This is a genomic window from Arthrobacter sp. LAR12-1-1.1 (genome assembly GCF_040676555.1).
Classification (GTDB): domain Bacteria; phylum Actinomycetota; class Actinomycetes; order Actinomycetales; family Micrococcaceae; genus Arthrobacter.
In genome coordinates this window covers 695,115-720,690 of sequence record NZ_JBEGIG010000001.1, presented here as the reverse complement: position 1 = coordinate 720,690, position 25,576 = coordinate 695,115, and the positions used below count along the sequence as shown (strand labels likewise).

Genomic DNA, 25,576 nt, shown 5'->3' with positions numbered 1-25,576 from the left:
ACGGCGTCCGCCAGAACGGCAGACACAGCCACGGAAGACACTGACCTGAGACACACTGCGCCGCCGGAACACTCCGGCGGCGCAGTGTTTTACCTCGGCGGTGCTGCCCATGCCGTGATTCCGTAAAGACAGTGCGAAGATTAACTGTGGCCCAACAATCCTTCGCAGCGCGCGCCTACCGTGATGACGCCGTCGTACTGCGCACCCATAAGCTGGGCGAGGCCGACCGGATCATCACCCTGCTGACAAAGCACCACGGCCAGGTGCGAGCGGTGGCGAAGGGCGTCCGACGCACCAGCAGCCGATTCGGCGCCAGGCTGGAACCGTTCATGGTGGCCGATCTCCAGCTGATTTCCGGGCGCACGCTGGACGTCGTCACGCAAGCCGTGGCCAAAGGCGCCTACGGCGGAAACATCGCGGCGGACTATGGCCGCTACACGGTGGCGGCCGCCATGACCGAGACAGCAGAGAAGCTCACGGACGTCGACGGCGAAGCCGGAACCGCCCAGTACAACCTGCTGGTTGGTGCACTCGCGTCCCTGAGCCGGGGTGACCACGCCTCCGAACTGATCCTGGATTCGTACCTGCTCCGCGCCCTTGCGACCGGCGGCTGGGCGCCGAGCTTTACCGACTGCGCCCGGTGCGGTGCGCCCGGGCCGCACACGGCCTTTTCCGTGCCGCTGGGGGGCATGGTCTGCCCCGAGTGCCGGCCGCCGGGGTCCCCGGCGCCTGCCCCGGAAACCGTGGTCCTGCTTGGTGCCCTGCTCACCGGGAACTGGACGACGGCGGATGCCTCCGAATCCGTTCACCGCCGGGAAGCGGCCGGCCTGGTGGCCAGCTACCTTCAGTGGCACCTGGAGCGAGTCCTCAAATCCCTCAAACATGTGGAGCGAACGTAAAAGTGGCATTGGGAAGAAGCTTGGGAAGAAACCTGGAGAAGAGCCAGGGGAAGCAGGCCATTGTCCGGCGGCGGACCGCCCCGGTGGTGGCTCCCTATCCGCATCCATCCGGCGCTGTTCCGCCCGCGATTCCCGCGGAGCTCATTCCGAGGCATGTAGCGATCGTCATGGACGGCAACGGACGCTGGGCGAACCAGCGCGGCCTGCCGAGGATCGAGGGCCACAAGGCGGGGGAGCCCGCCCTGCTGGACGTCATGGCCGGCGCGATCGAGCTGGGAATCGAGCACGTCAGCGTATACGCCTTCTCCACCGAGAACTGGCGGCGGTCCCCCGAGGAGGTGCGCTTCCTGATGGGCTTCAACAAGGACGTGCTGCGCCGTCAACGGAACCAGCTCGATGACTGGGGGGTCCGGATCCGCTGGTCCGGGAGGCGTCCGAAACTGTGGGGCTCGGTGATCCGCGAACTCGAAGAGGCCGAGGACTACACCCGCGGCAACAGCACCTGCACCTTGAACATGTGTGTCAACTATGGCGGACGCGCCGAGATCGCCGACGCCGTCGCCGCGATCGCGGAGGAAGTGGCGCAGGGCCGGCTCAAACCGGGCGCCATCACCGAACGGACCATCCAAAAGTTCCTGGACGAGCCGGACTTGCCCGACGTTGACCTGTTCCTGCGCAGCTCCGGCGAGCAGCGGCTGTCCAATTTCATGCTGTGGCAGTCGGCCTACGCCGAGTTCGTGTTCATGGACACCCTGTGGCCGGACGTGGACCGCCGGACGCTGTGGGACGCCGTCGAGATCTATGCCCAGCGGGACCGCCGCTACGGAGGAGCGGTCGACGCCGCTCCCGTCGCAGGCAATCAGGGCACCTGACCGGCCGGCCGGACCGGGCTTCTGCCTGCCGGAGGCGGGCCGCTGCCGCCGGCGCCTAGTTCGCGTCAGCCGAATACGTACGCCCTGAGCCACCGGGACAGCCGGGCATAGGCGTCCGCGCGGACCCGGGGTGCGGAGAGGAAGACGTCATGCAGGGCCCCGTCAATCCGCTCCAGCGTGACGGTCCGGCCCAGGCTAAGCGCTCGTAGGGCGATCGTGTTCACGTCGAGGACCGCGTCGGTGCGGCGCATGGACTCCTTCCAGAACATCCCGTTGGCGCTGGCGCCCGAAATCAGCACGAGGATGGGCACATCGATGTTCAGGCCGCGCGCCACCTTGGACTGACCGCTCAGCACGGCGCTGAGCCAGCCGGCACGGACCGGAAAGGCATGCGGCGGACGGTAGGCATCGTCCAGCGCCCATTCGCCCTCCGCCGCGCTGCTGATGCTGCGCCAGTAGAAGGCACGCTCTGGCAGCCGGATCACCGACTCTGGCCAGAACCGGGCGAACGGCTCCACCATGGTCCGCGCGGCCCGGCGCAGGGCGGGGCTGCCGTGGACCTCCAGCCACGGGCTGTCCAGAACCAGCTGCGATGCCACCCCCGGGTGCCGGTCGGCCCACAGCGCCGCGATGAGGCCGCCGGTGGAGTGGCCCATGAGTATCAGCCGCGGCGCCGCGCCGGCCGGCCGGAGCGAGCCGATGATGCCGATCGCTGCTGTGATTTCGGCGTCGTAGTTGTCCAGGTCCGCGACGTAGCCGCCGTGGGTGCCCGGCCGCAGGCTGCGGCCGTGGTTGTGCATGTCGAGTGCGAAGAACTCAAATCCCTGCCGGGCCCAGAATTCCGCGAGTTCCTCGTTGAAGAAGTAGTCACTCCAGCCGTGCAGGAACAGCACGGCCCGGGCCGGCAGGGCAGATGGTGCCGGTCCCAGCGGGGTATGGCGGACCAGGGTGGCCGTGCGCAGCACGCCGTCAGGTCCGGTGGCCTCGAAGGCGCACGCCTGGAAATCATCCCCCAGTATGTCGGTCCGCCACTGCATCGACTTTCCTCCTGCGCTGTTGCCTGCGCCGCTGACTATGCTGCGGACGCCGCGGAGCGGCCGGCCGAACGTCCGGAGAAGAGGCACCCGCCCAGGAATGTCCCCTCGAGGGCCCGGTAGCCGTGAATTCCGCCGCCGCCGAACCCTGCGGCTTCACCGGCGGCGAACAGCCCGGGTACGGGCTGCCCGGTCACGTCCAGGACCCGCGACTGCAGATCCGTGTGCAGGCCGCCGAGGCTCTTGCGTGTCAGGACGGAGAGCCGGACGGCAAGCAGCGGACCGTGGCGCGGATCCAGCAGCCGGTGCGGTGGCGCCACCCGCATGAGCTTGTCGGTGGCGAAACGGCGCGCGGCCCGAATGGCCGCCAGCTGCGGATCCTTGCCCAGCCCGCTGGAAAACTGCCGGTCCCGGTCGCGGATCAGCTGGTCCAGGGTCCCGGGGTCAATGAGCTGTCCGCCAGTCAATTCGTTCATTTGGCCGGCCAGCCCGGCGGGGTTGTCCGCCTGCAGGAAGTCGACTCCGCGGTCCAGGAAACGCTGCAGCGGCGTGTCGCTGCCGGGCTTCAGCCTGGCGGCCAGCAGGCGGACATCCTTGCCCGTGAGATCCGGGTTCTGCTCTGATCCGGACAGGGCGAACTCCTTCAGGGCGATGGTCCTGTTGAGGACGAACCAGGAATGGGCATGTCCGGTGGCCAGAATGTGGCGGAGGGCGCCGAGGGAATCGAATCCGGGAAACAGGGGAGGGGGGAGGGCCCGCCCCGTAGCGTCCAGCCACAGGGCCGACGGCCCTGGCAGGATCCGGATGCCGTGCCGCGGCCAGACCGGGGCATGGTTGTGGATGCCCTCCGGATAGTGCCACATCCGGTCGCCATTGATGAGGTTCCCGCCGGCCCGACCCACGGCCTGCAGGAAGTCCCCGTCCACGGAAGCGGGTACGCCGCTCAGCATCCGCTCCGGCGCAATGCCGCCGGGCCACTGCCTGCGGACCGAATCGTGGTTGCCGCCGATCCCGCCGCTCGTCACCACCACCGCCGCGGCCATGGCCTCGAAACTGCCTGCCGGGCGCCTTGAGGATCTTTCGCCCCGCCCCGCGCTGCTGGCCTCGAGCAGTTCGCCGCGCACGCCGCTCACCCGGCCCGCGGTTTTCACAAGCTCAGTGGCGCGGTGTCGGAAATGAAAGGACACGCGCCCGGCGGCTTCGCCCTCGCGCAGTTTGGCAAGGAAGGGAGCCACCAGGGCAGGTCCCGTGCCCCATGCGACATGGAAGCGCGGGACAGTGTTGCCGTGGCCGTCCGGGCCGTAGCCGCCGCGTTCGGCCCACTGCACCAAGGGAAACAGCCGGACGCCCAGCGACGCGAGCCACGCACGTTTCTCCTCGGCGGCAAAGTTCACGTACGCCGCCGCCCACTCCTTCGCCAGCGCGTCCGCCGGCCTGTCGAATCCTGCGGACGCATGCCAGTCGGTGAGGGCCAGTTCTTCGCTGTCCCGCACCCCGAGCCGCCGCTGTTCCGGGGAGTTGACCAGGAAGAGGCCGCCGAAGGACCAGTGCGCCTGGCCGCCGACGGAGGCCTCGGGTTCCTGATCGAGCACGGCCACCCGCCGGCCGGCGGCATAGGCCTGGGCCGCCGCGACGAGCCCGGCCAGGCCCGCCCCGACCACCACGACATCGGCCTCGATCCCGCGCGCCGGCGCCCCGCGGCCGTCCGTTCCGACACCATCATTGCTGGTCATGGCTTCATGCTAACTCTCCCCGGCGCTGTTCGGCCGCCGGGTCCACGGCGCTGGGCGCCGCAGTCACAACCGCAGTCACACCGACAGTCACAACCGCAGTCACAACGGGCGTCCGCCCGAGCGCTGGTTTGGTCTGCGCGGCCCGAACCGGAAAACTAGAGGCATGCGCGTATATCCCACATTCTTCCGGCTGGCCTTCTCATGGATGGACGCCGAACGCGCCCATAAGATCGGTTTCAAGGCCATCCGGCTCGCCCACAGTTGCGGCGCCGGGCGGCTGCTGCAGAAGGTCACGGCCCCCGCAGCATCCCTGCAGACCCAGGCGTTCGGCCTGACCTTCCCCTCCCCGTTCGGACTCGCTGCCGGCTTCGACAAGGAAGGCCACGGCATCGAGGCGCTGACCGAGCTCGGCTTCGGCCATGTGGAAGTCGGCACGATCACCGGTCAGGCCCAGCCCGGGAACCCGGCGCCGCGGCTGTTCCGCCTCGTGGAGGACAGGGCCGTCGTCAACCGGATGGGGTTCAATAACGACGGCGCCGCGGCGGTGGCCCCGCGCCTGAAGTCCGCCCGCGCCGCCCTGCAGCGCCACCAGCCCGGCGTGCGGCCCGTGATCGGGGTGAACATCGGCAAGAGCAAGGTGGTTGGGCTCGAAGATGCGGTGTCCGATTACCTCATCAGTGCGCGCAGCCTGGCCCCGGCCGCCGACTATCTGGTGGTGAACGTCAGCTCGCCCAACACGCCCGGCCTCCGGCTGCTTCAGGACGTGGAGACGCTGCGCCCGCTGCTGACCGCAGTGGGCGAGGAAGCGGACAAGGCCGCCGGCCGCCACGTTCCCCTCCTGGTCAAGATCGCGCCTGACCTCAGCGATGAGGACATCGACGACGTCGCGCGCCTGGCGCTGGACCTCAAGCTGGACGGCATTATCGCAACCAACACCACGATCGCCCGCACCGGGCTCGTCTCCAGCCCGGACAAGGTTGAAGCGTGCGGGGCCGGTGGCCTTTCCGGCGCGCCCCTCAAGCAACGGTCCCTGGATGTCCTGGCCCGGCTCAAGTCCGTGACGGGCGGAGCGCTGACGCTCGTCTCAGTGGGCGGTGTCGAAACCGCGCAGGATGTGCAGGAACGGCTGGACGCCGGCGCCACCCTCGTCCAGGGCTACACGGCATTCCTCTACGAGGGACCCTTCTGGGCCGCCCGGATCAACCGGCTGCTGGCCATGCACCCGAGCCGGCGCTAGGCATCACGGGGCGATCAGGCCCCGGACAGATCGCAGCAAACGAGAAGCCCCCGGCAGATGACTGCCGGGGGCTTCTCGTTTGAAGACGACTGGGAGGGAATGTCAGACGGGGAACTGGCCGCGGTTGACCTGGGGCTTGGGCAGGCGCAGGCGGCGGAACTGAAGGGAGCGCATGGAGCCGTACCAGACGGTGCCGCGCTCGACGTCGCCGAACTTTTCGCCAAGACGCTTCTTGAGTTTGCGGGAGAGGATGAAGACGTCCACGAAGACCGCGAGGAACATGACCCAGAAGCCGCCCAGGACGTAGACCATCTGCGCGCTGGAGGCCGGCACGAGCAGCGAGATGATGACGAAGAGCAGGGCACCGAACATGAGGTACTCGCCCAGGCTGAAGCGTGCATCGACGTAATCACGGGCGAAACGCTTCTGCGGACCCTTGTCGCGCAAGGGCAGGAACTTCTCGTCACCGCTGTCCATGGCTTGCCGCATCTTGAGCCGCTGCTCCGCGACGGCGGCGCGCTCGGCCGCCTTGGAGGCCTTGCGGTCCTCCGGCACGAGGGGCCGCTTGCGGGCCGCTACCTGGGCGCTGCGCTTGGGCGTGGGTGCGCCCTTGCCGGTCACGGTGCCCCGGGCTGCTGCCTCGGCTGCCTGCTGGTCAACTATTTCCTGCGCCGATGGCGCTTCCTTTTTACGTCCAAACACCCCTAAAGAATACCCCGCAGACACGGGTCCGAGACCCAGCCCACACGGCGCAGGCCCGGCGACGATGCTGTTTGTCGTGATCCAGCGCACGGGTAGTCTTTTGGCCATGACTTCATCAACCGCGGGGAACCCGCTGACCACTATGGACCACGACGGCACCATCGATGCCGAGGCCCTCCGCCAGGCCGTTGCCGAATCGTTCGACGAAACGATCGGCCAGCTGACGGACCTTGTTGCCATTCCGGGCATCGCCTGGCCAAGCTTTGATCCTGCCCCGCTGAACCGCAGCGCCGACGCCGTCGCCGCCCTCGTGCGGGCCAGCGGTTTCGACGACGTGCGGATCCTGCGCTGCGACAAGGAAGACGGGACACCCGGCGGCCCCGCCGTCGTCGCGCGCCGTCCAGCTGCCGAGGGCAAGCCGACAGTTCTGCTCTACGCCCACCACGACGTCCAGCCCACGGGTGATCTGGCGCTATGGGAAACCGACCCCTTCACCGCCGTCGAACGCGACGGGCGGCTCTTCGGCCGCGGTGCCGCCGATGACAAGGCCGGCATCCTCGCCCACATCGCCGCCTACTCGGCCGTGACGCGCGTGCTCGGAGACGAGCTGGGCCTCGGCGTGACGTTCTTCTTCGAGGGCGAAGAAGAGGCCGGCTCGCCAACGTTCCGGCAGTTCCTCGAGACGCACCGCGAGCTTCTCCGCTCCGACGTGATCGTCGTGGCCGACTCCAGCAACTGGAAGGTGGGCATTCCTGCCCTGACCACCAGCCTGCGCGGCCTGGTGGACGGCACCATCGAGGTCAAGGTCCTGGACCACGCGGTGCACTCGGGCATGTTCGGCGGCCCGGTGCTGGACGCGCCGACCCTGCTGGCCCGCCTGATCGCGACCCTCCACGACGACGAGGGCAGCGTCGCGATCAAGGGCCTGGTGAGCCGCGACGACGTGGTGGTCGACCTCACCGAGGAGGAGTACCGCGCCGATGCCTCCGTGCTCGACGGCGTGAAGCTCGCCGGGACCGGGAGCATTGCCTCGCGCATGTGGACCAAGCCGGCCTTGTCCATCATCGGTTTTGACGCCCCGGCCGTGGACGTAGCCTCCAACACCCTGCTGCCGCGGGCCCGGGCCAAGTTCAGCCTGCGCCTGGCCCCCGGGCAGGACCCCGCAGCCGCCATGGATGCTGTCCGCAAGCACGTCGAGGAGAACGCGCCGTTCGGCGCGCAGGTGGTGTTCACCCCGGGGGAGAGCGGCAGCTCCTTCCTGACGGACACCAGCTCGAAGGCCGCGTCCGTGGCCATGTGGGCGCTGGGCGAGGCCTGGGGCGTACCCGCCGTCGAAATGGGGATCGGCGGGTCCATTCCGTTCATCGCGGATCTGACCGAGCTCTACCCGGACGTGCAGATCCTGGTCACCGGCGTCGAGGATCCCGATTCCCGGGCCCACAGCGCCAACGAATCGCTGCACCTGGGCGACTTCCGGAACGCGATCGTCGCCGAGGCCCTGCTGCTCGCGCGCCTCAACGACGAAGGTGCGCTCTAGCCGCCCGGCCCCTCCGGCCCCCGGGGGAACATCCAGCCGTCTCACACGGTTACGTCAGAAGTTAGAGCTAGAAGGCTGCGCGAAGTAGCATGTAGCTATAGCCCATACCGTTTAAGTAGGGGCGGGCACCGTGCTAGCGGGGCCGCCACCACCGTTGCAAGAAGGTAGGCCATGAGCACTACAACCAATGAAAACAGCGCCGACACCACAGCCGCCCAGGCCGGCGAGCTGGCCACGCACGAGGTCAAGCTGACCGACGTCGCGGCCGGAAAGGTCCGCAGCCTCCTGGAGCAGGAAGGCCGCACCGATCTGCGCCTCCGCGTTGCCGTGCAGCCTGGCGGTTGCTCCGGCCTGATCTACCAGCTCTACTTCGACGAGCGGCTGCTCGACGGGGACGCGGTGCGCGACTACGACGGCGTTGAAGTCGTCGTCGACAAGATGAGTGTTCCTTACCTCAGCGGTGCCAGCATCGATTTCGAGGACACCATCGCCAAGCAGGGCTTCACGATCGACAATCCCAATGCCGGCGGGTCCTGCGCCTGCGGAGATTCTTTCCACTAATTCCTTCCACTGAGGCCGGGCATTTTGCCCGGCCTCAGTGCCGCAGGATCCTCAACGAGCGGCACCGGCAAAAAGCTCCCGACGCACGGTGCGGACATGTGGGCGAAAACTCCTGGAGAGCGGTAAGCTCTACACCGAGTAGTAAAACTTTTCGTTTGCCCTGCCCGTAATCTGCGGGGCAACAGCAACAAGTAGGAAGGGCCGTCTGTGAGTTCGCAGAACCGAACCGGCAGCCGACGCAAAAAGATCACTACGATCACTGGCTTGGCACTAGCCGGCGCGTTGGCTTTGACTGGATGTTCACCAGAGGTACAGAAGGGCTGGTTGCCCACCGAGCGTGGCACCACCAATCACACTGACCTCATCATGGACCTCTGGGTCAACTCATGGATTGCCGCGCTGGTCGTCGGCATCATCACCTGGGGCCTGATGATCTGGTGCGTCGTCGCTTATCGCCGCCGCAAGGGCACCGTGGGCTTCCCCCGCCAGAACAGCTTCAACCTTCCGCTTGAAGTGTTCTACCTGACGATCCCGCTGTTCATGGTCCTGGTGTTCTTCTACTTCACCGACCGCGACCAGGCATCGATCGATGACCGCTCACAGCCGGCCGACGTCGTCGTCGACGTCCGCGGCAAGCAGTGGGCATGGGACTTCAACTACCTGAAGGGCGACGTCGTCACTGAGGACGTCCACGAAGCAGGCGTCCAGGCGCACCTGACCGGTAACGACGTGGACAAGGAAAAGCTGCCCACCCTTTACCTGCCGGTCAACAAGTCCGTTGACCTCGAGCTCAACGCACGCGACGTCATCCACTCCTTCTGGGTGCCGGCCTTCCTGCAGAAGCGGGACATGATTCCCGGCAAGACCAACTACATCCGGTTGACTCCCACCCGGGAGGGCACCTACGACGGCAAGTGCGCCGAACTTTGTGGCGAGTACCACTCCGAAATGCTGTTCCGCGTGAAGGTTGTCTCCGAGTCGGAGTTCCAGGCGCACATGAACAAGCTGCGCCAGGACGGGAACACCGGCCTGCTCGGTGAAGAGTACGACCGCAACCCGGCCCCGACCGAAACCAAGTAAGGGGAGCGACGTGGCAACTTACACTCAATCCGCCGGGACCCTCGAGGCTCCCGTTGTACCGAAGTCCAAAGGACGCATCGTCGTCAACTGGATCACCTCGACCGACCACAAAACGATCGGGTACATGTACCTGATCGCGTCGTTCATCTTCTTCTGCTTCGGCGGCATCATGGCGCTGCTGATCCGTGCCGAGCTCTTCGAGCCCGGCATGCAGATCCTGCAGACCAAAGAGCAGTACAACCAGCTGTTCACCATGCACGGCACCGTGATGCTCCTGATGTTCGCGACGCCGCTGTTCGCCGGCTTCACCAACGTCATCATGCCGCTGCAGATCGGTGCCCCCGACGTCGCGTTCCCGCGACTGAACGCACTGGCCTTCTGGTTCTTCCTCTTCGGCTCCACGATCGCCGTATCCGGCTTCATCACCCCGCAGGGTGCCGCGTCCTTCGGCTGGTTCGCTTACGCGCCGCTGTCCAACACGACGTTCAGCCCCGGCGTGGGCGGTGACCTCTGGGTCTTCGGCCTGGCGCTCTCCGGCTTCGGCACCATCCTTGGTGCGGTCAACTTCATCACCACCATCATCTGCATGCGCGCCCCGGGCATGACCATGTGGCGGATGCCGATCTTCACCTGGAACGCCCTTGTGACCTCCATCCTGGTCCTGATGGCCTTCCCGCCGCTGGCCGCCGCGCTGTTTGCCCTCGGTGCCGACCGCCGCTTTGGTGCGCACATCTTCGATCCTGAGAACGGCGGTGCCGTCCTCTGGCAGCACCTCTTCTGGTTCTTCGGCCACCCTGAGGTCTACATCATCGCGCTGCCGTTCTTCGGCATCGTCTCTGAGATTTTCCCGGTCTTCAGCCGCAAGCCGATCTTCGGCTACAAGGGCTTGGTCTACGCGACCATCTCCATCGCCGCGCTGTCCGTGACCGTGTGGGCACACCACATGTACGTCACCGGCTCGGTCCTGCTGCCGTTCTTCTCCTTCATGACGATGCTCATCGCCGTTCCGACCGGCGTGAAGTTCTTCAACTGGATCGGCACCATGTGGCGCGGTTCCATCACCTTTGAGACGCCCATGCTGTGGAGCATCGGCTTCCTGGCGACGTTCCTCTTCGGTGGGCTCACCGGCATCATCCTGGCCTCGCCGCCGCTGGACTTCCACGTCTCGGACTCCTACTTCGTGGTGGCGCACTTCCACTACGTGGTCTTCGGTACTGTCGTGTTCGCCATGTTCGCCGGCTTCTACTTCTGGTGGCCCAAGTGGACCGGCAAGATGCTCAACGAGCGCCTCGGCAAGATCCACTTCTGGATGCTGTTCCTCGGTTTCCACGGCACCTTCCTGATCCAGCACTGGCTGGGTGTCGAGGGCATGCCCCGCCGTTACGCCGATTACATGCCGCAGGACAACTTCACGTGGATGAACCAGTTCTCCACCATCGCCTCGTTCGTCCTCGGCGCCTCGCTGATTCCGTTCTTCTGGAACGTCTACATCACCTGGCGCAGCAACGAGCGCGTGGAAGTTGATGACCCGTGGGGCTTCGGTGCCTCGCTCGAGTGGGCCACGTCCTGCCCGCCGCCGCGCCACAACTTCACGTCCCTGCCCCGCATCCGCTCCGAGCGTCCTGCCCTGGACCTGCACCACCCGGAGCTCTCCCAGTCCTACACCGCGGATTCGCCTGCTCCAGCAGCAGCGGCCCTCGGTAACGCCGACCAGAAGGACACTGCCAAGTGAAAATCGAATCAAGGATCTTTGGCTACGGCGTCTTCTTCTTCGTGCCGGTGGCATTCATCTACGGTTACCTGACTAACTGGACCGAATGGGTGGGCGCGCTGGCCATCCTGCTGGTTGGCGGGCTCGCCGGCATGATCGGCGCCTACCTGGGCTTCACCGGCCGCCGCGTGGGCATGCGCCCCGAGGACCGCAACGACGCTGAAATCCACGAAGGCGCCGGCGAACAGGGACACTTCAGTCCCTGGAGCTGGTGGCCGCTGATGCTCGGCCTGTCCTGCGCCGCCGGGTTCCTCGGCCTGGCCGTGGGCTGGTGGATCGTCTTCATCGCCGGCGGAATGGCAGTAGTGGCTCTCGTCGGCTGGGTCTACGAGTACAGCCGCGGTGACCACGCGCACTAGCGTCCACGTCCACCCGGACTAAAATTCAGATTGCACGACGGCGGGCCCCACCATTGGTGGGGCCCGCCGTCGTTTGTGCCCCAGTACGGGCCGCGGCGCGCGCCTGCGCGGGTCTAGTGTGCCTGCTGCGCGGGCGTGTGGTGCGGGAGCGTGGTGCGGTGCGGGTCTGGAAGGCTCAGGCTGCGGCTGCCGACTCCAGGAGGATCCGGAGGTCCTCCAGCGCACCCTCGGCCTCCGAAAGGCTGCAGAACGCCGGGAGGGCCTCCGCCGCGACGGCCAGTTCCACTTCGCAGCCGCACTCGAAGTCTTCCGTCATGACCTCCAGCAGCGAGCGGGCGTCGACGCCGGGCCTGCCGTCCTTGCTGATGGTCACCGGGAGGCCGGTGGCCGTGACGGCCCGGACAAATACTGCCGCCGGCCGGGCGTGGAGGCCGATGGCGGCCGTGACAATTGCCTTGCGAACTGGCAACGGGACTCCCTCATGCTGGTGTTGGTTCAGTAGGTGGTGCTGGTCTATAGGTGGTGCTGCGGGACGGGCTGTTCCCTACGGCAGGCGTCCGGTTAGGCAGGCGTGCCCAGAACTGGCGTTCCAGCAGACTGGGCGGGCGCCATTGCCCCGGTTCCGGTCTGCAACTTCAAGGGTAGCCGCGGGGGCGGGGCCCGCACGACTTGAGTCGACAGTGGTCTAGACCTGCCGGGCCGCGGGCTTACCCTTGAGATATGAGTGTTTTTCCCGCGTCGTGCCCCAATCGGAGGCTGAACCATGGCGTCCTCTAACGCATCCAAGATGATCGGCGAGATCGACCGTCAGAGCGGGGTGCCGATCTACGTGCAACTCCGGGAAATCCTGCGGGCGCACATCGCTGCCGCCTGCCCGCCGGGATCCGCGCTGCCGTCCGAACGAGACCTCGCCCAGCGCTTCGGCCTTGCCCGGATGACCGTCCGCCAGGCAATCGATGCCCTCGTGGGCGAGGAAGTCATCGAGCGCGTCGTTGGGCTGGGCACGTTCGTGCGCAAACCCAAACTGGATCTCCAGGTAAAGCTGACCTCCTACAGCGAAGAGATGCAGCGCCGCGGCATGGTCCCGGCCGCCAAAGTGCTGAGCTTTGAGCAGATTAGCGCCAGCGCCTTCCTGGCCCGGGAGCTGCAGTTGGAGGAGGGGACGCCCCTGGTCCGGTTCCGGCGCCTCCTGCTGGCCGACAGTGAGCCAATGAGCGTGGACGAGAACTTCATCCCGGCCCACCGGGTCCCCGGCTTGCTCGACGGCGAGCCGCCCACATCCCTCTACAACGTGCTGAGCGAACGCTACGGGCTGGTGATGGAATGGGGGGAGGACATGATCGAGGCGACGGCCGCATCCCCGTCGACAGCCCGGCTCCTGAATGTCGAGGTTGGAACTCCGCTGCTGAAGATCCAGCGCCATGCGTTCGTGGCCCGCGCCATGGTGGACTACTCCGTGTCCTATTACCGGGCTGACCGCTACAAGCTCTGGGTGCCCCTGCAGCGCCCCGGCGTCCGGCCCACCCGCAACTACGCCTCGGGGTACCGTCCGTAGCCACAACAACGCAGCTGTTCGATAGGCAGCAGAAACACAGGAAGGCCCGGTCCCCAAGGGGACCGGGCCTTCCTGTCTAGCTGTCTTGCTTGGTGCTGCTTAGTGGCTCAGCGTCTTCTGAGACTCTGCCGCCTCGACGGCCTCGTGGGCGCCGTGGTGGCCGTGAGCGGCCTCCAGTTCTGCGGGAGTGGCCGGGGCAACACGGTCTTCGAAGAACCAGCGGGACAGCTTCGCGCGGCGCTTTTCCTTGCGGTCCACGACGCCGTGCTCGTTCGGCACCGCGGGCAGCGGGGCCGGCGACTCGAAGCCGACCAGCTTGTAGCGCTTGTATTCATCCAGCGGGGCGTGGACCTCGATGAACTCTCCGTGCGGCAGGCGCACGATGCGGCCGGTTTCGCGGCCGTGCAGGGCAATCTCGCGGTCCTTGCGCTGGAGCGCCAGGGCAACGCGCTTCGTGACGATGAAGGCGATAACCGGGCCGATGAAGAACAGCGCGCGCAGCCAGTAGGTCACATCGTTCAGGGCCACGTGGAAGTGGGTGGCGATGAGGTCCGAGCCGGCGGCTGCCCACATGACGCAGTACCAAACGAAACCGGCCATGCCGATTGCCGTACGGGTAGGAGCATTGCGGGGACGGTCCAGGACGTGGTGCTCGCGGTTGTCCTTGGTGATCCAGCGTTCAATCCACGGGTAGGCGAACATGACGGTGAAGAGGATGCCCGCGGGGACGAGGGCCGGCAGCAGCACGTTGAAGGTGAACATGTAGCCGAACCACACCTGCTCGACCTTCCAGTCACCGATCGTGCCCGGCATCAGGCGCAGGGCGCCGTCAACGAAGCCGATGTACCAGTCAGGCTGCGTGCCTGCAGAAACCGGGGAGGGGTCGTACGGGCCGTAGTTCCAGATCGGGTTGATGGTGAAGAACGCCGCCATGATGGCAACGACACCGAACACGATGAAGAAGAAGCCGCCGGCCTTCGCCGCGTAAACAGGTCCCAGGGGGTAACCGACGACGTTGCCGTCATTGCGGCCGGGGCCGGGGTACTGCGTGTGCTTGTGCACAACCACCATGAAGAGGTGCATCACGATCATCAGCAGGATGAGCGCGGGAACCAGGAGGATGTGGAGCATGTACAGGCGGCTGATGATCATGGTGCCCGGGAACTCGCCGCCGAAGAGGAAGAACGAGGTGTACGTGCCGATGACCGGGATGGACTTGATGACGCCGTCGATGATGCGCAGGCCGTTGCCGGAGAGCAGGTCATCGGGGAGTGAGTAGCCGGTGAAGCCTGCGGCCATGGACAGGATGAGCAGGACGCTGCCCACCACCCAGTTCAGTTCGCGGGGCTTACGGAATGCGCCGGTGAAGAACACACGGAGCATGTGCACGGACACGGACGCGACGAACAGCAGGGCTGCCCAGTGGTGTACCTGGCGCATGAACATCCCACCGCGGACATCAAAGGAGATGTTCAGGGAGGAACTGTACGCCACGGACATTTCGACGTTCTTCAGCGGTGTGTACGAACCCGCGTAGTGCGTCTCCGCCATGGACGGGTCGAAGAAGAACGTCAGGAACGTGCCCGAGAGGAGCAGGATGACGAAGGAATAGAGCGCCACTTCGCCGAACATGAACGACCAGTGGTCCGGGAAAACCTTCCGGCCGAATTCGCGGAGGATTCCGGAGCCGCCAACACGCTGGTCGACGAAGTCGGTGATGCGGCCGCCCGACGTCTTGGCGACGAAGACAGAGGCATCAGGCGTTGCGTTCGAGGACATGCTGCTCACGCTCCCAGTAGGTCGGTCCGACGGGTTCATGGAAGTCGCTCGTGGCGACAAGGTAGCCCTCGGAGTCCACTGCGATAGGCAGCTGGGGGAGAGGGCGGCTGGCAGGGCCGAAGATAACCTTGCACTGCTGAGTCAGGTCGAAGGTTGACTGGTGGCACGGGCACAGCAGGTGGTGGGTCTGCTGTTCGTACAGGGCAACAGGGCAACCAACGTGGGTGCAGATCTTCGAGTAGGCAACGATTCCGTTGTAGGCCCAATCTGCGCGGCCAGGGGAGGGATTGAGCAACTCGGGGTCCAGACGCATGAGCAGGACGACCGACTTGGCCTTCTCGTTCAGCTTTCCCTCGCTCAGTTCGTTCAGCCCCTCAGGGATGACGTGGAACGCAGAGCCCATGGTGACGTCCGCGGCCTTGATGGGTGTGCCGTCGGGGTCGCGGGCCAGCCGCTTGAGCCTGCCGTCCGGGGCCGGTGCCCACAGGGTGTGGGCCAGCTTGTCGTCCGGCCGGGGGCCGAGGTCACCGAAGATGGCCAGGGCCGGCAGGGGGGCGAGGGCGACGGCGCCGAGCAGGGTGTTGCGGATCAGTGGCCGGCGCTTGATACCGGTTTCCTCGACGATGTCATCGACGATGCGCACGGCAGCCTGGCGGTCTTCCTCGGTGCGGATCGCGTGGCGCTCTTCCGAGACCTCGTGGTCCGGCATAAGTGCCTTGGCCCAGTGGACGATACCGGTGCCGATGCCCAGCATCGCGAATGCGGTGCCGATGCCCAGCAGTGCATTCTGGAGACGGATCGTGGCGATCGGGGAGTCGTGCCCCAGATCGATCGCGAAATACGCCACCAGGAATATCAAGGTGCCAACGACCGAGATGCCGAACAGAAGGGCTACCTGCCGTTCTGCTTTCTTGGCGGCCTTCGGGTCCGTGTCAGCCAGGCGCAAACGGTGCGGGGGAATTCCAGGATCCTGGAACTTCTCCACCTCATTCTGACCAGCCGTAGCTACGGTGCCCGAGTCGTTCGGACCGCCGTCACTATGGTTGCCCATAATTCGCCTCATCCTTCTCTCGTCTCGGCGAGTGCCGAGTTAGGTTTCAATTCAAACTGCTGACGGGTCAGCAGAAAATTCTTACAGGTGCAAGGTCCGCCTATGACGTGCGGGATGTCAGCCAAATGGTGAACGCGATGATGACGCCCAGCCCGGCGATCCAGACAAAGAGACCTTCGGAGACCGGTCCCAAAGCACCAAGATCGGCGCCGCCGGGTGAACCGTTGGCCTCAATCTGCTTCAGGTAGGTGATGATGTCGCGCTTTCCCTCGGGGGAGATGTTCGCGTCACTGAAGACCGGCATGTTCTGGGGGCCGGTGACCATCGCCTCGTAAATGTGCTGCCCGGAGACACCTGCGAGGGCCGGGGCAAACTTGCCCCGAGTAAGTGCACCGCCGGCGGCGGCAGCGTTGTGGCACATGGCGCAGTTGGTGCGGAAGAGCTCCCCACCGTTGGCGGCATCGCCCTTTTCGTCGAGCACACCGGCCTCGGGGATGGCCGGGCCGGGGCCGAGGGAGGCAACGTAAGCAGCCAGCTGCTTGGTCTGTTCCTCATTGAACTGGGCGGGCTTCTTGTAGGCCTGCGGGCCGTTCATCTGCATGGGCATGCGGCCGCTGCCGACCTGGAAGTCAACAGCGGCGGCGCCGACGCCCACAAGCGACGGCCCGGCCTGCGAACCGCTGGCACCCATGCCGTGGCAGGTGGCGCAGTTGGCGGCAAAGAGCTTGCCGCCTTCCTCTACGTCGCTTGCGCTGTAGGTGGTGGTGTCGGCCTTGGCCTGGTTGACGGTGGTGGCAACGGCGTACAGCCCACCCGTGACCAAGAGGCCCATCAGCAGCAGTGCAATTGCTGCCAGTGGGTGACGTCGCTTCTGCGAGAGTGCCTTCACGTGGTGGTTCCTTTATTCGATCCTGCGGTGGCTCCGGGAGCCGCTTCTTGAAATTCTGCCTCTTGTAGAAAAAGAGTCAAGTCTGACTACTTGAGGACGTAGATGACCAGGAAGAGGCCAATCCAGACGACGTCCACGAAGTGCCAGTAGTACGAGGTGACAATCGCCGAGGTTGCCTCAAAGTGTCCGAACTTCTTCGCGGCGAAGGAGCGGCCAATGATGAGCAGGAAGGCAATCAGGCCGCCGATCACGTGCAGGCCGTGGAAGCCCGTCGTTATGTAGAAGGCTGAACCGTAGGCGTTGGAGGACAGCGAGACATGCTCGGAAACGAGCATGGCGTACTCGGTCGCCTGGCCGGCGACGAAGAAGGAACCCATGAGGAACGTCAGGATGAACCATCCGTTCATCCCCCACTGGGTAAAGCTGAAGCGTCCGCCGGTTCGGCGCGGCTGGAGCCGCTCGGCAGCGAAGACGCCCATCTGGCAAGTAAAGGAACTTGCCACGAGGACGATCGTATTAACGAGCGCAAACGGGAAGTTGAGCTTGGCTGTCTCTTCGGCCCACATCAGTCCGGAAGTCGAACGGAGTGTGAAGTACATGGCGAAGAGACCGGCGAAGAACATCAACTCACTGGACAGCCACACAACGGTTCCAACAGAAACCATGTTCGGGCGGTTCAGCGTCGGGTGCGCCGGGGTACTGGGGGCATGGGTCGCAGATGTCACATAGACATTATGTCTATAAAAGTCCGTACTGCCCAACGCAAACCGCGTTTTCGGAGGACTTTTTCTACAAAGACGCGAATTCGCGCGGAAAAGTTCCCGGAGGGGTTCACATTGGTCTTTGCGGGGCGGACCTCGATAGCATCGGGAGGTGACTTCACAGGCATCTGCACAGGCGGCAGGCAACACCTGGCCGCGGCTCATCAACGCGCTCATCAGCGGCGCAGACCTTACTGCCGGGAGTACTGAGTGGGCCATGAACTCCATCATGTCCGGCGAGGCGACGCCGGCCCAGGTGGCGGGATTCCTGGTGGCGCTGCGCTCCAAGGGCGAGACCGTGGATGAGCTGGCTGGCCTGGTAGAGGCGATGATCGCCAACGCCAACCCCATTGACATTGCCGGTGAGAAGCTGGACATCGTCGGCACAGGTGGCGACCAGCAGAACACCGTCAACATCTCCACGATGGCCGCCCTTATCGCCGCCGGCGCGGGGGCCAGGGTGGTCAAGCACGGCAACCGTGCGTCGTCGTCCTCGTCCGGATCCGCCGATGTCCTGGAGGCCCTCGGTGTCAGGCTGGATCTTCCCATTCCCCGCGTGGCGCTCAACGCCGAAGAGGCGGGAATCACGTTTTGCTTCGCCCAGGTGTTCCACCCCTCGATGCGTCATGCTGCCGTCGCCCGCCGCGAAATCGGCGTTCCGACGGCGTTCAACTTCCTGGGCCCCATGATCAACCCGGCACATGTCCAGGCCTCGGCCGTGGGCGTCGCCAATGAGCAGATGGCGCCCCTGGTGGCCGGGGTGCTGGCCAAGCGCGGCAGCCGCGGCCTGGTTTTCCGAGGGAATGACGGCCTGGATGAGCTCACCACCACCGGCCCGTCGCGCGTGTGGGAGATCCGCAACGGCGAGGTCACGGAAGAGATGTTTGATCCGCGCGACCTCGGCATCCGGACGGCCACGTTGGAGGAGTTGCGCGGCGGTGACGCCGTGGCCAATGCCGCCGTCGTCCGCGCTGTCCTTGGCGGTGCGCCGGGGCCGGCCCGTGATGCTGCGCTGCTCAACGCCGCGGCCGGGCTGGTCGCGTTCGACCTCGACGCCGTGGGCCCGCTGGCGGAGCGGATGGCCGCGGCGTTCAAACGCGCCGAGCAGTCCATTGAATCCGGTGCCGCGGCCGCGGTGCTGGACAGGTGGGTCGCTCTGTCGCAGACCGCCTAGGCGCCGCCAGGCTGGTACAGAAGGCACAGACCAAGAAGGACGGGCCCGGCAGATTATGCCGGGCCCGTCCTGCGTAGCGCTGAAGCTGCTTGGTTGCCCGCTACTGCTCGAACCCGAGGGCAAAGGCGGCGTCGAGGTCGTGCTGTGAGTAAGCGCGGAAGGCGATCTGCGTGGTGGTGTGGGCGACGCCCCGGACCTTCGAGAGCTTGTCTGCGATGACTTCTGCCAGGTCTTCATGCTTGGCGACCCGGGCGATGGCGATCAGGTCCCACTCGCCCGTGACGGAATAGACCTCGCTGATACCGGCGATGGCGGAGATTTCCTCGGCGGTCTCCGGGATGCGTGAAGCGTCTGTCTTGATCAGGACGAATGCGGTGACCACGTGTGAGCCTTTCCGGATCGGTTGCGCCGTTTGCGGGCCTGTCGGCGGCCCGTGTCCGGGCGCTGCCATCTTCTGCAAGCCTAGTGCATCAGCCCTGGCGGCGGCGTGAACGCAACCGCCGCACCCCTGCGGCCACAAGGCGGTAACCCAGGAGGAAAACGCCCAGGCTCACCAGGGCGACGATGATGAAAGGCAGCACCACTGTCTGCCCGGTGACGGCTCGCAGGATCATGCCGACGCCGACAGTTCCGAGCCAGACGGCGACGCCGGCGGGCCACACCCGCAGGGGGTCATGCCACAGCCGGAGGGCGAGCCATGCCAGTGCCGCGCCCACCAGGAACGGCCACGCCGTCGCAAAGACGCCGGTGATGATTTCCCCCCGCTGGTGCGCGTCGCGCCCAATCGCCGCGAAGAGCAGGATCAGGAGCGCATCAGCGGAGGCGGCCAGTGCGGCTGTCTGCGCGGGCCGAAGGCCCGTACTGGAAGCATCCTGGGCGGACGGACGGGGGAGTCTGGGTGTTGGAGAAGGCATACAACCAAGCCTAGTCCCGTCCGGATGACGTCCGGCCGGCGGAAGTCGTTGTGCGTGAAATCACCGTGGGGCTAGGCTCGGTCCCATGCCGCTGATCGCCGCCGGAGCCAGCCGGTGGCACGGGCGAACGCAAGGGGAGCGCTGTGAGCGAAAAAATCACCACCTGCCTGTGGTTCGACAGCCAGGCCGAGGAAGCCGCCGAATACTACGTCTCCGTCTTCGACGGCGGCAAAATCCTCGACGTCTCCCGGTATGGCGAGGGCGGTCCCGGGCCGGCCGGCCAGGCGATTACCGTCCGTTTCCAGGTTGACGGGCGTACCTTCACGGCATTGAACGGGGGACCGGCCTTCACCTTCACGGAGGCGGTGTCCTTTGTCATCGACTGCGCGTCGCAGGAAGAAGTGGACCGGTACTGGTCGGCCCTGACCGACGGCGGCCAGGAAAGCCAGTGCGGTTGGCTCAAGGACCGGTACGGGGTCTCGTGGCAGGTTGTGCCGGCCGTGCTGGGACAACTGATCGGTGGCCCCGACCCCGACGGCGCCCAGCGCGCCATGCAGGCGATGCTCGGAATGCGCAAGCTGGACATCGCCGCCCTTCAGTCCGCTTACGACGGCGACTGACGCCACTTATGCCCCCGGCGCCCGGCGCCGGTTGGTCCGCCGCGCCGTATTCCGGTGCGGCGGACCGGGCCAGGCCCGCCCTGACCCCCGGTCGGCGTGGCCCGCGGGCTCCGGGGCGGTCCGCACATATGATCGTGGCATGAGTAGCGACGCCGTTCCGGAGGCTGTTGTCCCGGTGCAGCTGGATCCTCAGCTGGACGGCCAGCTGAGCATTAACGACATCCTGCTCGAACTGGGCCAAGCTCCCGTGGTGCATCCTTCCCCGGACGCGGCCAGTGAGCTGCACTTCTTCTAGGCCCGCCACCTCGGCAAATTCAGGCCTTATGGTCCTTACAGCGGATATGCCGGCGGACTACCTTGGCGCGTAAGGAATGCCAGCAGGGCTTCCTCAGAACGAAAGGATGGCTCCCGTGGAGCAATTCTGGAGCGTCATTTGGCTGTTCTTTTGGGGATTCGCGTTCGTCGCCTACCTTTTCGCGCTGTTTGCAGTTATCACCGACATTTTCCGGGACCACGAGCTCAACGGCTGGCTCAAGGCCGTGTGGATCATTTTCCTCGTCTTCGTGCCGTTCCTCACGGTTCTTGTGTACCTGATCGCGCGGGGCCGCAGCATGGCCGAGCGCCAGGCCAGGAGTGCACAACAGGCCCAAGCCGCCACTAACGAGTACATCCGCTCCGTCGCCACAGCATCCCCCACCCAGGAAATCGCCAAGGCCAAGGAGCTCCTCGACGCCGGCACGCTGACCCAGAGCGAGTTCGACGCTGTCAAGGCCAAGGCGCTGAGCCAGGCCTGACCGGCCGGCCGTCCTGAGGGCGCATTTTCGCCCGTGTCATCGCCCGACGAGGCCCATATGGAGGTCGTTGTAGCGGTTCCCCTGCACACCGATCCGGCGTGCCACCGCATTCAAGTCGGCGACCTCGTCGGCAGAGAGCGCGACGGCGGTAGCGGCCGCGTTTTCCTCGAGGCGCCCGCGCCGCCTGGTCCCGGGGATCGGGACGATCCACGGCTGCTGGGCCAGCAGCCAGGCCAGTGCCACCTGGCCGGGGGTTGCACCCTTGGCGCCGGCGAGACCGGCGACGTGGTCCACGAGGGCCTGGTTCGCGGCCCGGTTCTCGGCGGTGAAGCGGGGGATAGTGCCCCGGATATCGCCGTCTGCGAATGACGTCGAGGGGTTGACGGTGCCGGTGAGGAAGCCCTTGCCGAGCGGGCTGAAGGGTACGAACCCGATGCCCAGTTCGGCCAGCGTTGGCAGCACCTCCGGTTCCGGATCCCGTGTCCACAGGGAGTACTCGCTCTGCACGGCCGTCACCGGGAAGACAGCATGTGCAGCCCGGATGGTGGCGGCGGAGGCTTCGGAAAGGCCGAAGTGGCGGACCTTGCCGGCCTCGACCAGTTCGCCGACGGTGCCCGCGACTTCCTCGATAGGCACATTCGGGTCGACCCGGTGCTGGTAGAAAAGGTCGAGGGTGTCGACGCGGAGCCTGCGCAGCGACTCGTCGGCGACCCGTTTGATCCGCTCGGGGGAGCTGTCGAGTCCTACCGATTTGCCGTCCTCGATCCGCCAGCCGAACTTGGTCGCTATCACCACCTCGGCCCGCACCGGGGCGAGCGCCTCGCCGACGAGTTCCTCATTGACGAAGGGCCCGTATACCTCTGCGGTGTCGAAGAAGTTGATTCCGATCTCGACGGCGTTGCGGAGCACCTCGAGCATCGTCTGGCGGTCTCCGGGGTTCGGACCGTAGCCCTGTGACATGCCCATGCAGCCAAGACCGATGGCCGAGACCTGCAAGCCCTGTCCGAGAGTTCGCGTGTGCATCTTGTCTCCTTTGATCGTTGTGCGGGGAGTCGGGTTCAGCGTCTCCAGTCAACTTGCCGTTGCGGCCACGTGGGAGACCCTGGTGAAAGGTGTACCGGCAGGGCACCCCTCAAGGGATCCCGCAGCCCCAGGCCGGAGCTCAGTGAAGTGCAAGGACCAGGTAGGTGGCTGCGAGGGCCAGCGCTGTGGGGGTCATGACGAGGCGTTCGGGTTTGCTGCGGGAGATCCCGTTCATGACGACGCCGAGCGCGAAGTATGCCGTCATCACCCACACAGTGATTGAAGTAAAGGCTTCGCTGACCAACGGCAGGACAAGGCCGGCCTTGGCCAGCGCTACATAGGCGAAAAGGGCATACGCAGCTATGGACAGGGCGCTCCCGATTCTGAGTTTGGCAGGCAGGATACGGTGTTGTCCGCCCCACGCCATCCTCCCGAGCGGAGCTCCACCGATGAGTGCGGCCTGGAAGATGGCCAAGCCGGCTAGAAGGGCGCAGGCGAGTGTTGCGAAAAGCTGATCAACTGCCATCAAAAACCAGTCCCCTGTCCAGTCCCAAGCAATCTCGCGAGCGGCGGGCACACGGCTGTCACTGCCGGTTCGTCCCGGGAAGCGCGTCTTGCGGCAAAACTAGCACTCCCATCACGAGATCGAAGGAACGCCGTCCCGAATTCCTCGACTGATCCCCGGCCCCCGTGCGTACGTGCAAACCGGGGTACTGTAAGGCGCATGGAGATGCGCCTCGAGGTCGTGCAAGTACCCGTCAGTGATGTGGACAAGGCCAAGTCGTTCTACACAGACCGGCTCGGGTTCGCCCTGGACCATGATGTCGAATACATACCGGGCATGAGGGTTGTCCAACTCACGCCGCCCGGCTCCGCCGCCTCCATCGTCATCGGCACGGGAATGACCAGCATGCCGCCGGGCAGCCTGGAAGGACTGCAGTTGGTGGTCCCCGACATGGCATCGGCACGGGCTGAGCTACTCCGGCGGGGAGCAGAGATCAGCGACGTCCAAGACATCGGTGGAATCGCCTTCGCCTACTTCAGCGACCCGGACGGCAACCGCTGGGTGATACAGGAAGCTACGCCGCCGGACGTTCGGGAAGCCTTTCAGCGCTAGGCGGCTGGAAGCGGACGCGGCCGGCGCGCTCGACGGCGTGCTTCTGCCTTTCCTTCTGCCGCTACGCGCCGACCGTTAGTAGGTGATGGCGCGGGAGCGCGTCGGCCGCCAGCGTCCTTCCTGCTTCGCGAACGGCGTCGTCATTTCCAGGGGCCACGTCGCCCGTGACCCCCAGATCGTTGCGTCGACGAGATTTCTGGCGACAAGGACGGCCGTATCGCCGTGGACCTCAACCTTGACCGACTGCTCACGGATGCCGTGGTAGGTCATTTCGCCGGAGTCAATCTGCGCCAGCCACTCGGCCTTGGACTGCACGTACCCGGTGATATGTACAAGGACGAAGCCGTCGTCGAGCAACTCCTCGAGCCGGTCAGTGCGTCCCTGGACCATCCAGCGGTTCAGATCAGCGTTGGCCTTCTTGATGGCCGCTGCGGCATCCGAAGGCTCGTAGTTGCCAGTGTCGTTTGTCATGGTGTGCTCCGGTTTGATTGAACGGGTGTCAGCAAGGGGCCCTTGGAAGGGGCGGACCTGGCACGGGCGGCGCGCCGGGCCGATCGCTCGGCCGGGACGATGAGGATGAGGACGGCCGCCAGGGCCGCTGCCAGCATGCCGGAACCGCCCGTGTAGGCGACCGCCGCGCTGGCGGCGAGCGAGCCGGCGTTGGCCGAGAGCGCGACGAGGACACCGACGCCGAGGGCGCTGCCGAGCTGGTGCGAAGTGTTGACGAGCCCCGAGGCTGCTCCGGCGTCCTTGGCGGTGACTCCCGCGAGCCCCGCGGCCGTGAGCGGGGCGAAGGCGAGGCCCTGGCCGATTCCGATCAGCACCAGCGGCATTGCAACCCCGGTGAGGTACGGGGTCGCGGCGGTGATCCTGCTCAGCCAGAACACGCCGCCAAGGGTTACGGCAAGCCCGGCAGCGAGCAGAATCGCGTTGCCGAACCGGTGGGTGAGCCGCGGGACGCCCAGCGCGACGAAGAAGTTCACGATCGTCATGGGGAGGAATGCGACGCCGGCCTGGAGCGGGTTGTAGCCGTAGACGCCCTGCAGGAACTGGGTGGTGAAGAAGAAGAAGCCGATCATAGTGCCGGCGAAGAGGAGGCGCGCTGTGTAGTAGGCGCCGGCCCGTTCCCGGCTGGCGAAGAGGTGCAGCGGCATGATCGGCTGCTTGACCTTCCATTCGTTGAGGACCAGCAGGCCTAGCAGCAACGCTGCCACGATCAGGGCCGTGGCCGTTTCGGGCGCCGCCCAGCCGGCGTCGACGGAGTTGACGATCGCGAAGACGAGGGCGCCCATGCCAAGGGTCGACGCCACGGCGCCGGTGAAATCGAAGCGGCCGGAGGCCCGCGGGGATTCCGGGATGAACCTGACCGCGGCGATGATCATGGCGATTCCGATGGGCACGTTCACGTAGAACCCCGCCCGCCAGGAAACCCATTCGGCAAGCGCGCCGCCGACGACGAGGCCCAGGCTGGCCCCGATTCCCGCGACGGCGCCGTAGGATGCCACGGCGCGGGTGCGCTCCCGGCCGGCAGCGAACGTAGCCGTCAGCAGAGAGAGCGAGGAGGGGGCCACGACTGCTGCGCCAATTCCCTGGAGTGCCCGAGCAGTAATCAGCCACTCGTCGCTGGGGGCGGCTGCGACCAGAAGGGACGCAAGGGCGAAGACCGCGAGAGCGCCGATGAACACGCGACGGCGGCCCAGAATGTCGCCGAGGCGGGCCCCGAGCAGCAGCAGTCCGCCGAACACCAGCGTGTACGCGTTCTGGACCCAGGACAGTGCGGTGGCCGAAAGGTCCATTTCAGCCTGGATTCTGGGCAGGCCTGTGAAGATGATCGAGTTGTCCAGGATGATCATGAAGTAGCTGACAAGGATGATCGCCAGGATCGCCGTCGGGCGGACCCGGGTGGCGGACGCGGCTGTGGTGGTGGGCACGGTGGTCCTTCGTGGTCGGATGGTGTGGTGTTTCTGAGAGTCAGTCAGGCGGCGGCCCGCACTATCAACAACACCGCAGAAAGCCACGGAGCGGGAGTCACTGCTGGTCCACGCACTCCCAGACCACCCTTCAGCCCCGGTTCCCGCGCCGAGAGGTGTACTGACAGGCCCTCCCACACTTCC

General features: G+C 65.9%; 28 protein-coding genes. 14 read left to right on the top strand and 14 right to left on the bottom strand.

The window, feature by feature from the left end:
• Positions 1–146: 146 nt before the first annotated feature.
• A complete protein-coding gene (recO, locus tag MRBLAR12_RS03350; protein WP_229993329.1) occupies positions 147–899 on the top strand; it encodes a DNA repair protein RecO in 753 nt (250 codons plus the stop codon).
• 20 nt (positions 900–919) lie between these two features.
• A complete protein-coding gene (locus MRBLAR12_RS03345; protein ID WP_364743505.1) occupies positions 920–1,771 on the top strand; it encodes an isoprenyl transferase in 852 nt (283 codons plus the stop codon).
• 65 nt (positions 1,772–1,836) lie between these two features.
• Here the strand turns inward: MRBLAR12_RS03345 and MRBLAR12_RS03340 are convergent, their stop codons facing one another.
• Both MRBLAR12_RS03340 and MRBLAR12_RS03335 read right to left on the bottom strand, forming a co-directional pair.
• On the bottom strand, positions 1,837–2,808 hold the full coding sequence (locus MRBLAR12_RS03340) for an alpha/beta hydrolase (RefSeq protein WP_229993327.1): 972 nt from the start codon (positions 2,806–2,808) through the stop codon (positions 1,837–1,839).
• A gap of 35 nt (positions 2,809–2,843) precedes the next feature.
• Positions 2,844–4,538: an FAD-binding dehydrogenase gene (locus MRBLAR12_RS03335; RefSeq protein WP_364743502.1), complete on the bottom strand. Its 1,695-nt coding sequence runs from the start codon at positions 4,536–4,538 to the stop codon at positions 2,844–2,846.
• A 163-nt stretch (positions 4,539–4,701) separates the two neighbouring features.
• Here MRBLAR12_RS03335 and MRBLAR12_RS03330 point away from each other — a divergent pair, with 163 nt between their 5' ends.
• A complete protein-coding gene (locus MRBLAR12_RS03330; RefSeq protein WP_229993325.1) occupies positions 4,702–5,775 on the top strand; it encodes a quinone-dependent dihydroorotate dehydrogenase in 1,074 nt (357 codons plus the stop codon).
• A 102-nt stretch (positions 5,776–5,877) separates the two neighbouring features.
• On the opposite strand, the gene MRBLAR12_RS03325 is transcribed toward MRBLAR12_RS03330, so the two are convergent.
• A complete protein-coding gene (locus tag MRBLAR12_RS03325; RefSeq protein WP_229993324.1) occupies positions 5,878–6,477 on the bottom strand; it encodes a DUF3043 domain-containing protein in 600 nt (199 codons plus the stop codon).
• Between the two features lie 106 nt (positions 6,478–6,583).
• Between MRBLAR12_RS03325 and MRBLAR12_RS03320 the strand changes: the two genes are divergently transcribed.
• From MRBLAR12_RS03320 to MRBLAR12_RS03300, 5 genes are all read left to right on the top strand, one after another.
• A complete protein-coding gene (locus MRBLAR12_RS03320; RefSeq protein ID WP_414645448.1) occupies positions 6,584–8,014 on the top strand; it encodes a dipeptidase in 1,431 nt (476 codons plus the stop codon).
• A gap of 171 nt (positions 8,015–8,185) precedes the next feature.
• Positions 8,186–8,575 carry a HesB/IscA family protein gene (locus MRBLAR12_RS03315; RefSeq protein ID WP_090580934.1) on the top strand — a complete coding sequence of 130 codons (390 nt, stop codon included), beginning with the start codon at positions 8,186–8,188 and terminating at the stop codon, positions 8,573–8,575.
• 207 nt (positions 8,576–8,782) lie between these two features.
• Positions 8,783–9,655: a cytochrome c oxidase subunit II gene (gene coxB, locus MRBLAR12_RS03310; protein WP_229993323.1), complete on the top strand. Its 873-nt coding sequence runs from the start codon at positions 8,783–8,785 to the stop codon at positions 9,653–9,655.
• Positions 9,656–9,665: 10 nt separating this feature from the next.
• On the top strand, positions 9,666–11,387 hold the full coding sequence (gene ctaD, locus MRBLAR12_RS03305) for a cytochrome c oxidase subunit I (RefSeq protein ID WP_229993322.1): 1,722 nt from the start codon (positions 9,666–9,668) through the stop codon (positions 11,385–11,387).
• Complete coding sequence (locus tag MRBLAR12_RS03300) at positions 11,384–11,785, top strand: cytochrome c oxidase subunit 4 (RefSeq protein ID WP_026537311.1); 402 nt, start codon at positions 11,384–11,386, stop codon at positions 11,783–11,785. The genes ctaD and MRBLAR12_RS03300 overlap by 4 nt, the downstream gene beginning before the upstream one ends.
• A 175-nt stretch (positions 11,786–11,960) precedes the next feature.
• On the opposite strand, the gene MRBLAR12_RS03295 is transcribed toward MRBLAR12_RS03300, so the two are convergent.
• A complete protein-coding gene (locus MRBLAR12_RS03295; RefSeq protein ID WP_229993321.1) occupies positions 11,961–12,254 on the bottom strand; it encodes an HPr family phosphocarrier protein in 294 nt (97 codons plus the stop codon).
• 294 nt (positions 12,255–12,548) lie between these two features.
• Between MRBLAR12_RS03295 and MRBLAR12_RS03290 the strand changes: the two genes are divergently transcribed.
• Entirely contained in the window at positions 12,549–13,340 is a 792-nt protein-coding gene (locus tag MRBLAR12_RS03290) for a GntR family transcriptional regulator (protein ID WP_229993320.1), read from the top strand.
• 99 nt (positions 13,341–13,439) lie between these two features.
• Here the strand turns inward: MRBLAR12_RS03290 and MRBLAR12_RS03285 are convergent, their stop codons facing one another.
• The 4 genes from MRBLAR12_RS03285 to MRBLAR12_RS03270 form a co-directional block, all read right to left on the bottom strand.
• Complete coding sequence (locus MRBLAR12_RS03285) at positions 13,440–15,119, bottom strand: cytochrome b (protein ID WP_229993319.1); 1,680 nt, start codon at positions 15,117–15,119, stop codon at positions 13,440–13,442.
• The gene (locus MRBLAR12_RS03280) at positions 15,097–16,170 is read right to left on the bottom strand and encodes a ubiquinol-cytochrome c reductase iron-sulfur subunit (RefSeq protein ID WP_229993318.1); all 1,074 of its coding nucleotides are present in this window, start codon (positions 16,168–16,170) and stop codon (positions 15,097–15,099) included. Before MRBLAR12_RS03280 ends, MRBLAR12_RS03285 begins: the two co-directional genes overlap by 23 nt.
• A 100-nt stretch (positions 16,171–16,270) precedes the next feature.
• Positions 16,271–17,059, bottom strand: a complete 789-nt coding sequence (locus tag MRBLAR12_RS03275) for a c-type cytochrome (RefSeq protein ID WP_229993317.1) — start codon at positions 17,057–17,059, stop codon at positions 16,271–16,273.
• Between the two features lie 86 nt (positions 17,060–17,145).
• Positions 17,146–17,784: a cytochrome c oxidase subunit 3 gene (locus MRBLAR12_RS03270; RefSeq protein ID WP_229993316.1), complete on the bottom strand. Its 639-nt coding sequence runs from the start codon at positions 17,782–17,784 to the stop codon at positions 17,146–17,148.
• A gap of 148 nt (positions 17,785–17,932) precedes the next feature.
• On the opposite strand from MRBLAR12_RS03270, the gene trpD reads away from it, so the two are divergent.
• Positions 17,933–18,994, top strand: coding sequence for an anthranilate phosphoribosyltransferase (gene trpD, locus MRBLAR12_RS03265; RefSeq protein WP_229993315.1), 1,062 nt, complete (start codon positions 17,933–17,935; stop codon positions 18,992–18,994).
• A gap of 100 nt (positions 18,995–19,094) precedes the next feature.
• On the opposite strand, the gene MRBLAR12_RS03260 is transcribed toward trpD, so the two are convergent.
• On the bottom strand, positions 19,095–19,376 hold the full coding sequence (locus tag MRBLAR12_RS03260; protein ID WP_090580900.1) for an Lrp/AsnC family transcriptional regulator: 282 nt from the start codon (positions 19,374–19,376) through the stop codon (positions 19,095–19,097).
• An 88-nt stretch (positions 19,377–19,464) separates the two neighbouring features.
• Complete coding sequence (locus tag MRBLAR12_RS03255; RefSeq protein ID WP_229993314.1) at positions 19,465–19,908, bottom strand: DUF3054 domain-containing protein; 444 nt, start codon at positions 19,906–19,908, stop codon at positions 19,465–19,467.
• Positions 19,909–20,051: 143 nt separating this feature from the next.
• Between MRBLAR12_RS03255 and MRBLAR12_RS03250 the strand changes: the two genes are divergently transcribed.
• The 3 genes from MRBLAR12_RS03250 (at position 20,052) to MRBLAR12_RS03240 (ending at position 21,322) form a co-directional block, all read left to right on the top strand.
• Positions 20,052–20,528 carry a VOC family protein gene (locus MRBLAR12_RS03250; protein WP_229993313.1) on the top strand — a complete coding sequence of 159 codons (477 nt, stop codon included), beginning with the start codon at positions 20,052–20,054 and terminating at the stop codon, positions 20,526–20,528.
• A gap of 139 nt (positions 20,529–20,667) precedes the next feature.
• Positions 20,668–20,823 (top strand): hypothetical protein, encoded by a 156-nt coding sequence (locus tag MRBLAR12_RS03245; protein ID WP_018773067.1) that lies wholly within the window; start codon positions 20,668–20,670, stop codon positions 20,821–20,823.
• Positions 20,824–20,938: 115 nt separating this feature from the next.
• On the top strand, positions 20,939–21,322 hold the full coding sequence (locus MRBLAR12_RS03240) for an SHOCT domain-containing protein (protein ID WP_414645447.1): 384 nt from the start codon (positions 20,939–20,941) through the stop codon (positions 21,320–21,322).
• 36 nt (positions 21,323–21,358) lie between these two features.
• On the opposite strand, the gene MRBLAR12_RS03235 is transcribed toward MRBLAR12_RS03240, so the two are convergent.
• Both MRBLAR12_RS03235 and MRBLAR12_RS03230 read right to left on the bottom strand, forming a co-directional pair.
• The gene (locus MRBLAR12_RS03235; protein ID WP_229993311.1) at positions 21,359–22,345 is read right to left on the bottom strand and encodes an aldo/keto reductase; all 987 of its coding nucleotides are present in this window, start codon (positions 22,343–22,345) and stop codon (positions 21,359–21,361) included.
• A gap of 139 nt (positions 22,346–22,484) precedes the next feature.
• Positions 22,485–22,871, bottom strand: a complete 387-nt coding sequence (locus tag MRBLAR12_RS03230; protein WP_229993310.1) for a hypothetical protein — start codon at positions 22,869–22,871, stop codon at positions 22,485–22,487.
• Positions 22,872–23,069: 198 nt separating this feature from the next.
• Here MRBLAR12_RS03230 and MRBLAR12_RS03225 point away from each other — a divergent pair, with 198 nt between their 5' ends.
• Complete coding sequence (locus MRBLAR12_RS03225; protein WP_229993309.1) at positions 23,070–23,462, top strand: VOC family protein; 393 nt, start codon at positions 23,070–23,072, stop codon at positions 23,460–23,462.
• A gap of 75 nt (positions 23,463–23,537) precedes the next feature.
• Here MRBLAR12_RS03225 and MRBLAR12_RS03220 read toward each other — a convergent pair whose 3' ends face one another.
• Both MRBLAR12_RS03220 and MRBLAR12_RS03215 read right to left on the bottom strand, forming a co-directional pair.
• On the bottom strand, positions 23,538–23,933 hold the full coding sequence (locus MRBLAR12_RS03220) for a nuclear transport factor 2 family protein (protein WP_229993308.1): 396 nt from the start codon (positions 23,931–23,933) through the stop codon (positions 23,538–23,540).
• The gene (locus tag MRBLAR12_RS03215) at positions 23,930–25,393 is read right to left on the bottom strand and encodes an MFS transporter (protein WP_364743491.1); all 1,464 of its coding nucleotides are present in this window, start codon (positions 25,391–25,393) and stop codon (positions 23,930–23,932) included. Before MRBLAR12_RS03215 ends, MRBLAR12_RS03220 begins: the two co-directional genes overlap by 4 nt.
• Positions 25,394–25,576: the final 183 nt, after the last annotated feature.